The organism is Amycolatopsis pittospori (genome assembly GCF_013870525.1).
Lineage (GTDB): Bacteria > Actinomycetota > Actinomycetes > Mycobacteriales > Pseudonocardiaceae > Amycolatopsis > Amycolatopsis pittospori.
Genome location: NZ_JACBXD010000093.1, coordinates 17,524 through 27,798, shown reverse-complemented (window position 1 = coordinate 27,798; position 10,275 = coordinate 17,524). Strand labels below are relative to the sequence as shown.

The 10,275-nt window shown below is 70.6% G+C and carries 12 protein-coding genes and 1 pseudogene; 6 read left to right on the top strand and 7 right to left on the bottom strand.

Features of this window, described 5'->3' with window-relative positions; genetic code table 11:
• Positions 1-188: pseudogene (locus H5J31_RS33825) on the bottom strand (HNH endonuclease signature motif containing protein); the annotation flags it as partial.
• A 98-nt stretch (positions 189-286) separates the two neighbouring features.
• On the bottom strand, positions 287-622 hold the full coding sequence (locus H5J31_RS33820; protein ID WP_181776741.1) for a cupin domain-containing protein: 336 nt from the start codon (positions 620-622) through the stop codon (positions 287-289).
• 71 nt (positions 623-693) lie between these two features.
• Here H5J31_RS33820 and H5J31_RS33815 point away from each other — a divergent pair, with 71 nt between their 5' ends.
• Both H5J31_RS33815 and H5J31_RS33810 read left to right on the top strand, forming a co-directional pair.
• Complete coding sequence (locus H5J31_RS33815; RefSeq protein WP_181776740.1) at positions 694-1,632, top strand: GlxA family transcriptional regulator; 939 nt, start codon at positions 694-696, stop codon at positions 1,630-1,632.
• Positions 1,633-1,677: 45 nt separating this feature from the next.
• Entirely contained in the window at positions 1,678-2,016 is a 339-nt protein-coding gene (locus tag H5J31_RS33810; RefSeq protein ID WP_181776739.1) for a helix-turn-helix domain-containing protein, read from the top strand.
• A 4-nt stretch (positions 2,017-2,020) separates the two neighbouring features.
• Here the strand turns inward: H5J31_RS33810 and H5J31_RS33805 are convergent, their stop codons facing one another.
• Positions 2,021-2,611 carry a ClpP family protease gene (locus H5J31_RS33805; protein WP_181776738.1) on the bottom strand — a complete coding sequence of 197 codons (591 nt, stop codon included), beginning with the start codon at positions 2,609-2,611 and terminating at the stop codon, positions 2,021-2,023.
• On the bottom strand, positions 2,608-3,234 hold the full coding sequence (locus H5J31_RS33800) for a ClpP family protease (RefSeq protein ID WP_181776737.1): 627 nt from the start codon (positions 3,232-3,234) through the stop codon (positions 2,608-2,610). The genes H5J31_RS33805 and H5J31_RS33800 overlap by 4 nt, the downstream gene beginning before the upstream one ends.
• 101 nt (positions 3,235-3,335) lie before the next feature.
• Between H5J31_RS33800 and H5J31_RS33795 the strand changes: the two genes are divergently transcribed.
• Complete coding sequence (locus H5J31_RS33795; RefSeq protein ID WP_181776736.1) at positions 3,336-4,889, top strand: PucR family transcriptional regulator; 1,554 nt, start codon at positions 3,336-3,338, stop codon at positions 4,887-4,889.
• Here the strand turns inward: H5J31_RS33795 and H5J31_RS33790 are convergent.
• Genes H5J31_RS33790 through H5J31_RS33780 form a run of 3 tightly spaced genes read right to left on the bottom strand, consistent with a single transcriptional unit; the run spans position 4,877 to position 7,463 of the window.
• Entirely contained in the window at positions 4,877-5,746 is an 870-nt protein-coding gene (locus H5J31_RS33790; protein ID WP_181776735.1) for a polysaccharide deacetylase family protein, read from the bottom strand. The genes H5J31_RS33795 and H5J31_RS33790 overlap by 13 nt on opposite strands.
• The gene (locus tag H5J31_RS33785) at positions 5,743-6,855 is read right to left on the bottom strand and encodes an oxidoreductase (RefSeq protein ID WP_181776734.1); all 1,113 of its coding nucleotides are present in this window, start codon (positions 6,853-6,855) and stop codon (positions 5,743-5,745) included. The genes H5J31_RS33790 and H5J31_RS33785 overlap by 4 nt, the downstream gene beginning before the upstream one ends.
• Positions 6,855-7,463 carry a DUF1989 domain-containing protein gene (locus tag H5J31_RS33780; RefSeq protein ID WP_181776733.1) on the bottom strand — a complete coding sequence of 203 codons (609 nt, stop codon included), beginning with the start codon at positions 7,461-7,463 and terminating at the stop codon, positions 6,855-6,857. Before H5J31_RS33780 ends, H5J31_RS33785 begins: the two co-directional genes overlap by 1 nt.
• A gap of 141 nt (positions 7,464-7,604) precedes the next feature.
• Here H5J31_RS33780 and H5J31_RS33775 point away from each other — a divergent pair, with 141 nt between their 5' ends.
• From H5J31_RS33775 to fahA, 3 genes are all read left to right on the top strand, one after another.
• Positions 7,605-8,138 carry a MarR family winged helix-turn-helix transcriptional regulator gene (locus tag H5J31_RS33775; RefSeq protein WP_181776732.1) on the top strand — a complete coding sequence of 178 codons (534 nt, stop codon included), beginning with the start codon at positions 7,605-7,607 and terminating at the stop codon, positions 8,136-8,138.
• 78 nt (positions 8,139-8,216) lie between these two features.
• On the top strand, positions 8,217-9,062 hold the full coding sequence (locus tag H5J31_RS33770) for a hypothetical protein (protein WP_181776744.1): 846 nt from the start codon (positions 8,217-8,219) through the stop codon (positions 9,060-9,062).
• Entirely contained in the window at positions 9,059-10,240 is a 1,182-nt protein-coding gene (gene fahA / locus H5J31_RS33765; RefSeq protein ID WP_181776731.1) for a fumarylacetoacetase, read from the top strand. Before H5J31_RS33770 ends, fahA begins: the two co-directional genes overlap by 4 nt.
• Positions 10,241-10,275: the final 35 nt, after the last annotated feature.

Here is a 10,275-nt window from a genome sequence, read left to right as displayed (position 1 = left end):
CCCATCAACGTCGAATGCCCATAGCAGCCGCGGATTCCGCGCGTGTTGAGTTCCGCGAAGATCGCGTACTGCTCCGCGTCCAACCGGCGTTTCAGGACTTCGATTTCCTGTTTGCGGGCATGCAGCGTCGCAGTATCGACACGCCACCACTCGATGCACGCTGCCGGGGGACTGTTTTCGCTGGCCACGACATCAACGATACCCGACAGTCGAACACGTGTGCTACTGATATCCGCACGAAATTCGAACACGCATCAATCACCCGACAGGGTTAAAACGATAGTCCTCACCCCTCCGGATAGAACAGGAAAAGCGTGCAGCCGGCAGAGGTGTTGGGCACATGCCAAGACCCTGCCGGAGCATGCAGGAACGTCCCGGCCGGATAGTCGCGCGCCCCGTCGTTGAACGTGCCGGAGACGACGTACACCTCCTCCGATCCGGGTTCGTGGACGTCGCGATGCGGCCAGGACGTTCCGGCGTCCATCTCCAGCACGTTGGCGTGTGCTCCGTTCGAACCTGTCCACAGTGGACGCAGCCGGATGCCGGGGAACAGTTCGCGGACAGGGGATTCCTTGACGGAGAAGGAAATGTAGCCCTCTTGGGCGAGGATCTCGGGGTGCATGACCTCATGGTGCCGCGATCATGAGGTGGCCGGACAGTGTCAGGGAAGACATCATGGGGTACTTTTCTGCCATGCATCGTGTGATGGCACTGGTGCGGCCGGTGCAGTCGACGTTCGAACTCGGCATCGTCGCCGAGGTCTTCGGCACGGAGCGGGCCGGGGTACCGCGGTACTACGAATTCGACGTCTGCGCGGAGAAACCCGGTCCGGTGCCGACCACGGCCGGGTACGCCATGTCCGTGACGCGTGGCCTCTCGGCGCTCGCGTCGGCGGACACCGTGCTCATCCCGGGCTGGGCCCCGGTCGAGGCGCCGCTTTCCGTGCCTGTGCGGAAAGCGCTCCTGCGCGCGCACGCCCGCGGAGCGCGGCTCGTCACGATCTGTTCCGGAGTGTTCGCCCTGGCCCGCACGGGACTGCTGGACGGCCGCGCCGCGACCACGCATTGGGCGCGGGCGGCACAACTTCAGGACGAATTCCCCCGGATACGAGTGGAGCCGGACGTGCTCTACGTCGACCACGGGGACGTCGCCACCAGTGCCGGCGCCGGTGCCGGGATCGACCTCTGCCTGCATTTGGTCCGGCAGGATCACGGTGCCGCGCATGCCGCCCTCGTCGCGCGGCATATGGTCATGCCGCCGCATCGCGACGGCGGTCAGGCGCAGTACGTGCCGTCGCCGCCGCCCGCGGACGCGCTGGACGGTCTCCTCGCTTGGGCGGGCGAGCGCCTCGGAGCGCCGTTGTCGGTGGGCGATCTGGCCGCGCACCTCAACGTTTCGGCCCGCACGCTGGCCCGGCGCTTCGCCGATCAGCTCGGCACCACACCGGGCGCCTGGCTTCTCGCGCGCCGCGTGACCGAGGCGCGCGCCTTGCTGGAGGAGACGGATCTGCCGGTGGAGGTGATCGCGTCCCGTGTCGGGCTCGCGTCGGCGGTCAACCTGCGTCGCCGTTTCCGCGCCCAGGTCGGTACGACGCCGGGCGCGTACCGGCGGGCGTTCCGGGTTTCGCCTTGAGCGGAACACCGCACGCGGGCACGGACCCGATGTCAGGATGACCGGATGGCGGACATTCTCCCTTTCCACCAGAAGCGCGCGGATCCCGAGCCCGAACCGCTGTGGCGTGACGTGCTCGGTCAGAGCCTGCGCGCGGCCAGGGAAGAACAGGGCGGCCGCCTCGTCGACGTCGCGGAACGGGCCGGTATCTCGCCGCAGTACCTGTCGGAGATCGAACGAGGCCGCAAGGAGCCTTCCAGCGAGATGATCGCCGCGGTCACCGGCGCGCTCGGCGTCGACCTGGCGGATCTGCTCGTCGGCATCGCGGGCACGGTCCGGCGCGGCCGCGGCACGGGTCTCGCGGTCGGCCGCCGTCCGGCGGGACCCGTGCTCATGGCCGCCTGACGGTTCACCCCCGCTCGTCGAGGACGCGGTCCGCGAGTCCGTAGGCGACGGCACCCGCCGCGTCGAACACGCGGTCGCGGTCGGTGTCGTGCCGGAGATCCTCGACGGCGCGCCCGGTGTGCGCGGAAAGGATGTCCTCCAGCTGCGTGCGCACTCGGACGACTTCGTCGGCTTGGAGGATCAGGTCCGGGATGGTCCCTCGGCCCTGCGCCGCCGGCTGGTGCAGCACGACCCGGGTGTGGGGCAGTACGAACCGGTGCCCGGCCTCGCCCGCGGCCAGCAGGATCGCGCCCGCCGCGACGGCTTGGCCGACGCAGGTCGTCGCCACCGGCGCCTTGATGAACTTCATGGTGTCGTAGAGCGCGAGCATCGCGGACGGGTCGCCGCCCTCGGAGTTGATGTAGAGGTTGATCTCCTGCTCCGGGTTGTCCGCCTCCAGGTACAGCAGCTGCGTGATCAGCGCGTTCGCCACCCCGGAGTCGATCGCGGTCCCGAGGTAGATGATCCGCTCCGACAGCAGATGCGAGTAGACGTCCATGATCCGCTCGCCGCCGGGGCTGCGGGAGATGACGTTGGGAATGGTGTAGGTGCTCACGCGTCGATGCTCCTTTCCGAACCGAGGCCGAGTTTGAGGGTGCGCACGGGGAGGACCTGGTCGAGGCTTTCGACGATGTGGTCGATGAAGCCGTATTCGCGCGCCTGCTCGGTGGTGAACCAGCGGTCGTGCAGGGAATCGGCGAAGATCCGGTCGATCGGCTGGCCGGTGTCCTCGGAGATCAGCCCGAGCACGGTGTCCCGGGTGTATCGCAGGTCGTCGGCCTGCACCTCGACCTCGACGGCCGAGCCGCCGATGCCCGCCGAGCCCTGGTGCATCAGGATCCGCGCGTGCGGGAGGGCGAAGCGTTTACCCGGTGTGCCCGCGGACAGCAGGAACTGCCCGGCGCTGCACGCCAGCCCCAGCGCGAGCGTGGCGACGTCGCACGGCACGAGCCGCATCACGTCGCGGATGGCCAGCATCGAGGGAACCGAGCCGCCCGGCGAATGGATCCACAACGCGATGTCCTTGTGGGGATCCTCGCTCGCCAGCGACAGCAGCTGCGTGGTGAGCACCGTCCCGTTGTCGTCGTCGAGAGCGCCGTCGAGGACCAGCACGCGCTGGCTGAAGTACCGCTCCCGGAGGCGTTGGTCGAAGAGGGGTTGCTTCTCGTAGTCGGTCATGTCCCGACCATGCCGCCGCGCCTGCCCCGCCCGCCGGTTTCTCTGCTGTGAGCAGATCAGCCCACAGCAGGACGGCGGGGCGGATGGCTATATTCGCCACCATGCTCACCCTGGAATCGCTGGTCGCGGACCCGGATCTCGAATTGCGGGTCGTCGTGCCCGGTCGCGACGGGGCCTTGGCCGAACAGGTCCTGTGGGTGCACAACACCGAGCTGCCCGACCCCGGGCCGTACGTTCGCGAGCACGAAGTCGTGTTGACCAACGGCTTGTGGCTGGACCGCACCGAACCGGCGGAGTTCGTCGCGCGCGTGATCCGCGCGGGTGCGGCGGGGATCATCTTCGGTCTGCGCGCCGAGCAGCGCGACACCCCGGCCGCGCTGGCGGAGGCGTGCCGAGAGACCGGATTGCCGCTGCTGGAGATCTCGGTGGCGGTGCCGTTCACGGCGGTCACCCGGGCGGCGGCCGCGATCCAGGCCAGAGGCAGGCAGAACGCGCTGATGTCGTTGGTGCGCCGAGGCGACGAGCTGACGTCGGCGCTGTCGAGGGGCGACGGCGCTTCCGGTGTACTGGCGGTGCTTCGCGGCGAGCACGATCTACCGCTGGCTGTGGTCGACCGGATGGGACGCGAGCTGGCGTCGGCGGGCGCGGAGCTGGACGCCGGACAACTGCGTGCCGCGGCGGAGGCGCTGGCCGGACATCCGCCGCCGTTGGAGGCGGACCTCGGCGCCGGGACGCGCGCGGCGTTGTTCCCGGTCGGCGCGATCGGCGACGCGGACGCCGCTCTGCTGTGCCTGAGGTCCGCGGCGGAATTGACGCAGGGGGAGCGGGACGCGCTGGAGCAGACAGCGCGCTACCTCAGCCTGGAGGTCGCCCGGCATCAAGCGGTGCAGGCCATCGAGATGCGCTTCGCCGTCGAACTGCTGGACATGGTGCTGTCCGGTGCGCAACGCGTCGCCGAGGTGCCGGGAAGGCTGCGCGCGTTCGGGGTCGACCCGGACGGGCCGCTGGCCGTGTTCGCGCTGGCGTTCGCGGGCGACGACGACTCGGCGACCCTTCCCGGGATGGCCGAAGCCGTGACGGATTTCCTGCTGGCGGAGGGAATACCCGCGGTCGTGGCGGCGGGCAGCCGGGACGTCGTGGCCGTGCTCTCCTGGCGTGCGGGCGCCCAGTCGCTCGCGCCCCGGCTCGCGGCTGCGGTGTCGCACCGGTTCGGGGGAGCGCGCGTGGTCGTCGGGCTCGCCGATCCCGTGCCCGGCGCGACCGATCTGCGGACCCCGTTGCTACGCAGCCGAGAGGCCTGCCGGGCGCTTCGGGGCAGGCGCGGCGGGCCCGTGGCGGCCAGTTTCGCCGAGCTGGGCAGTTATCGGCTCCTGCTGGAATCGCACGACGAGCAGTGGCGGCGCACCTTCGCCGACGCCCTGCTCGGCCCGCTGCGAGAGCACGACGGTGCCCGTGACGGCGACCTGGAGACGACCCTGCGGGCGTTCCTCGATCACGACGGCCAGTGGGCGGCCACCGCCGCCGCCCTCTACGTGCACGTCAACACGCTGCGGAACCGCCTCGCCAAGGTCACCGAACTCACCGGCCGCGACGTCGGCCGGACCGCGGACCGGGTCGACCTCTTCCTCGCACTGGAAGCGGCTCAGTCCGGATAGACCGCCGGGTCGACTTCGAGGCGCCGCAACGGTTCGGCCGGCAGATCGGGGTCGGCCAGTGCCGCGGCCGCCACATCCCGGCAGCGCGCGAACCGGACGTCGCCGAGGCCGAGCCCGAACTCGATGAGCTCCCGCACCGCCGCCAGCCGCCCCGGCCTTCCCGACAGGAACGGGTGCAGGCACAGGTTGAACAGGCAGCGATAGCGCCGCATCGCGTCCAGCTCGGCACGCCATATCTCCAGCACCCGCGCCGGAGAGTTGATCACCGAGCCGATCTGCGGCGCGGGCAGGAACGCGTACTGCTCCCAGTCGTCGAGTGACCAGTGCACCGGCAATTCCGCGATCCGGCCGGCGCCGGTCTCGATGAGGTACGGCCGGTCGTCGGCCATCAGCGACGAGTCGTAGCCCAGGCCGAATTCGGCGACGAGTCCCGGAGTGTCCCAAGTGGACTCCCAGCCCGCCGCGCGATGCCCGCTGATCTCGATGCCCTGACTCTCGAAGACCGCCATACCGCGTTCGAAGTCGGCCCGCTGTTCGGCGGCGCTCATCGACGTCGGCGGCCGGTGGCTGTAGGAGTGGTGGGCGACCTCGTGCCCGCGCTCGACGATCGTGGCGGCCAGGCCGGGCCGCTGTTCGGCGACCCAGCCCGGTACGAAGAACGTCGCCGGCACGGCCAGTTCGCCGAGCAGATCGAGGACGCGCGGCACCCCGACCCTGGGCCCGTACGCCTGATGCGACATGGTCGAGAGGTGGTCGGCGTAGCCCCGCGAGTGCGCGAGGATCGGCGACTCCGCGTCGACGTCGAAGGTCAAGGTCGCCACCGCGGCCGCGCCGCCGTGCCAGCTGGTTTCCGTCACGCTTGCCGACTCTCCCGCCAGCGGCGCGCGTTCGCCACCGTGACCGTCGGGCTGACCATGGCCCGGTCGAACTCGGCGAGCGGTTCCGCAGCGGCGACCCGGGCGGGCAGATCCGGGTTGGCCAGCGCGCCGTGCCCGAGCGAGAGCAGGTCGGCGTGCCCGTCGGCGAGGACCTCGCGGGCCTGGGCGAGGTCGTGCATCCCGCCGTTGGCGATCACGGGCAGGCCGGTGACCGCCCTGGCGAGCGCGGTGACGGTGCCACCGTCGTCCAGCCGAGCGGTCTCCAGCCAGTTACGGCCTTCGCTCGCGATGTGCAGGTAGTCCGCGCCCGCCTCGGCGACCGCGGAGAAGATCACCTCGGCGTCGGCGCGGCCGCCCGGCCAGCGGTAGGTGAAGTCGTTGACCTTGGTCTGGGAGAGCCGGACGCCGGTGACGAGATCGGGCACGGCCTCGGCGACGGCGGCCACGACGCGGGCGGTCAGCCGGATCCGGCCGGCGACCGATCCGCCGTATTCGTCGGTGCGCTGGTTGGTGTAGTCGGTGAGGAACTGGTCGAGCAGGTAGCCGTTGGCGCCGTGCACCTCGACGCCGTCGAAGCCGGCCTGCCGGGCGCGGACGGCCGCGGCGGCGAAGCCCGCGACGACGTCGTCGATCTCGGCGATCGTCAGTTCCTTGGGCACGGACCACGGCCCGGAACCGCCGTACGCGGGCATCATCTCGCCGCGCGGCGCGACGGCCGAGGGCCCCACGGTGTGCTCCTGATGCGGATTGCCCTGGGTGATCGCGCCCGCGTGCATGAGCTGGGCGATCATCCGTCCGCCCGCCGCGCGCACCCCGGCGGTGACGACGCGCCAGCCGGCGACGTGCTCGTCACGGGCGAGTCCGGGCTGGTTGAGGTAGCCCTGGCTGGCCGCCGTGTCGGGATAGGTGCCCTCGCTGATCACCAGACCGAAGCCGCCGCGGGCGAATTCGGCGTAGTAGTCCGCCATTTCGCCGGTGGGGGTGCCATCGGGCCGCGCGGAGACCCGGGTCATGGGAGCGACGGCGTAGCGGTTGCGCAACGCGAGCCCGCCGAGGGAGGCCGGGGTCAGTGCGGGGTGGACGGTCATCACGGGGTTCCTCCATTGTGGACGATTTCGAGGGCGAGCGGGGAGAGGCGGACGTCGCTGATCCGCACGAGGTCCTGCGGGCAGGCGGAGACCACGACCACGCAGTCCAGGTCGGCCCGCAGCGTGATCGCGTCGCCGGCGCGCGAAGAGGCGGTGAGCCAGCTCAGCCGTCCGTCCTCGCCGACCGGGATGCGCATGAAGACGTTGATCGGCTGCGGCGTCGGCCCCGCGAAGCTCAACCCCGCTTCGTCCAACGCCTCGCGCAGGTTCGACGCGCACGACCGGTGGCCCGGTGCCCCCAGCGCCGCGTACCGGGCCGGGTCGCAGGCCGGGATCAGCATGTCGTGTTCGCCGGGGGAGGTGTCCTCGACCAGGGTCAGGATGGGCCGTCGCCGATCGGTCGCGAAGGACTCGCCGACGGCGGGGAAAAGCCTGTCGACCCTGGCCCGGGTGTGCGCGGCGCTGTGGTGCTCGGTCATGTCCGCGGTGAAGGCGAACACGTCGCCGACCTGCCCGCCTTCGACGTCGATCACCCGGACCAGTTCTCCCGCCGCGACCCGCACGGCCCGGGCGGTGCCCGGCGGCACCTCGGTCTTGGTCGTTTTCATGGCTCCAGCAAACCGGTGAGGACGGCGGACGCGCCATGGACGAACCTCCACTGTTTGCTGCCTTGGATGGTCATATCTCCAAGTGACCCGAAAGTAGTTTCGACTTTGATTATTTTCGCGACCGGGAGATACTGTTCGGCCATGGAAGACGTGGACGCGGCCGGACTGGACTTCTGGTCGTTCGTGGCGCTGGCGAACCGGCGGCTCGCGCAGGAGTACGGCTTCCGGCACCAGCTGGCGACCGAGGTGCTGCTGACCCTCAACCGTGCCTCCGACCTGGTGACCTACGACCTCGAAGCCGCGGTGCACCGGCCGCGCGGCCGGTCGTGGTCGGCGTTCCGGCTGCTGTTCGTCGTCTGGCTGGCCGGACCGCTCGAACCGACCAGCGCGGCCCGGCTGACCGGGATGAGCCGGGCGGCGGTGTCGAACCTGGTCAAGACGCTCGTCGCGGACGGGCTGCTTCACCGGGTCCCGGACGAACGCGACGGCCGTTCGGTGCAGCTGTCGCTGACCGAGTCCGGGCACGAGGAGATGGTCGAGGTCTTCCGCGAGCACAACGAACGTGAATTCGGCTGGACGAACGCCCTGACCGAGACCGAACAGCGCATTCTCGTGATGCTGCTGGGCAAACTGATCACCAGCCGCGAAGAGTTCGGCACACGCAGCCGTAAGTAGCCCTTCCCGTCCCCTGGAAGACGGGACTACGCTGCTGAACGGGTAGTAAAGGTGTGAACTAAATCGGTGGAGGAGACCATGGTGGACGGCGGACCGATTCCCGCGCTCTTCGCCGGGCTGTGCGACGACGCCGCGGTGTTCCCGCCGGGTCTGGCGCCGCTGCCGGACGCCGTCGCAGCGCACGACGAGCACGTCTCCGCCTGGTACTCCGACCTCGTCGGGCCACTGGTCGTCGCCGCGACCGCGCTCGGCGATCTCGCCGGTGTGCTGGCGGGGCGGGAGAGCCCGCTGCCGGTCGCGGTCACACTGCCGGGCGGTCCCGCGCAGCTCGACGGCGTCCTGGAGGCCGTCGCCGCGCTGCCGGTGAAGCTCGAAGCACTCGAGATCGCGGTACCGGACGGTATGGGACCGGACGAGGTGCTCGCCGCGATTTCCGGTGCCACGGCCCCGGTTTTCGTCGAGATCCCGCGCGACGACCGACGCGTCCCGCTGCTCAAGGCACTCGCGGGCACGGGCCACCGCGCGAAGTTCCGCACCGGCGGCGTCCGGGCGGATCTGTACCCCGACGAAGCCGAACTCGCCGCCGCCGTCCGGGCGGCGATCGGGGCGGGCGTCCCGTTCAAGGCGACCGCCGGACTGCACCACGCGCTCCGCAACACCGACCCGGCGACCGGGTTCGAACAGCACGGGTTCCTCAACCTGCTGCTCGCCGCCGACGCCGTCCTCCGAACAGAAGGTGACGCCGAGGCCCTGCTGGCCGAGCGGGACGGCGCCGTCGTCGCAGCGCGGCTGCGAGCGCTGGACGCCGACCGCGTCGCCGCCGCCCGGGCGGGCTTCACCTCGTTCGGCACGTGCAGCATCACCGACCCCCTGACCGAGCTGGCCGGCCTCGGCCTGCTCGAAGCGCCCCGAGGAGAGGCATGACCACGATCGACATTCCCGCCGGCTCGCTGTTCGGCGTCGACAACCTGCCCTACGGCGTCTTCTCCGTCGGCGGCGGCTCACCGCGTGTCGGCGTCCGCGTCGGCGACTCGGTCCTCGACCTGGCCGCCGCGCTCGGCGACGAGGTGTTCGCCGCGTCGTCGCTGAACCCGTTCATGGCGCAGGGATACGACCGCTGGGTGGCGGTCCGGGAACGGATCCGCGAGCTGGTCTCCGGTGAAGTCCCCGACGGCGCGGTGCATCCGGTCGGCCGGGTGACCCTTCACCTGCCGATCGAGGTCGCGGACTACGTCGACTTCTACGCCTCCGAGCACCACGCGTCGAACGTCGGAAGGCTGTTCCGCCCGGACGCGGAACCGTTGCTGCCCAACTGGAAGCACCTCCCGGTCGGCTACCACGGCCGATCCGGCACCGTCCTGGTCTCGGGGACGGACATCGTGCGCCCGAGCGGCCAGCGCAAGACCCCGGCCGACGCGGCACCGGTGTTCGGGCCGAGCACGCGACTGGACATCGAAGCGGAACTGGGTTTCGTCGTCGGCGCCGGAACCCCGCTGAACACCCCGATCACCCCGGACGACTTCCCGCGCCACGTGTTCGGCGCCGTCCTGCTCAACGACTGGTCGGCCCGCGACATCCAGGCGTGGGAGTACGTTCCGCTAGGCCCGCACCTGGGCAAGAGCTTCGCGACGTCGATCTCGCCGTGGGTCGTGCCGATCCTGGCGCTGGAGGCCGCGCGCATCCCGCTGCCCGGCCAGTCGAACCCGCTCCCGCTGCCGTATCTGCGGGAGAGCAAGCCGTGGGGCCTCGACATCGACCTGGTCGTCGAGTGGAACGGCGACGAGGTCAGCCGCCCGCCGTTCCGCGAGATGTACTGGTCCCCGGCGCAGATGCTGGCGCATATGACGATCAACGGCGCGTCCTCGCGCACGGGAGACCTCTACGGCTCCGGCACCATTTCCGGACCGGAGAAGCATCAGCGCGGCGCTTTCCTCGAACTGTCCTGGGGCGGCAAGGAACCGCTCACGGTCAAGGGGGAGGAACGCACCTTCCTGCTGGACGGCGACGAGGTCGTGATCACCGGCTCCGCACCCGGTGCGGGTGGCGAGCGGATCGGGTTCGGCGAGGTACGGGGCCGCGTCCTGCCCGCCACCCAGGACTAACGCAAGTCCGTGAAGGCCTCCTTGAGGGACCCAGG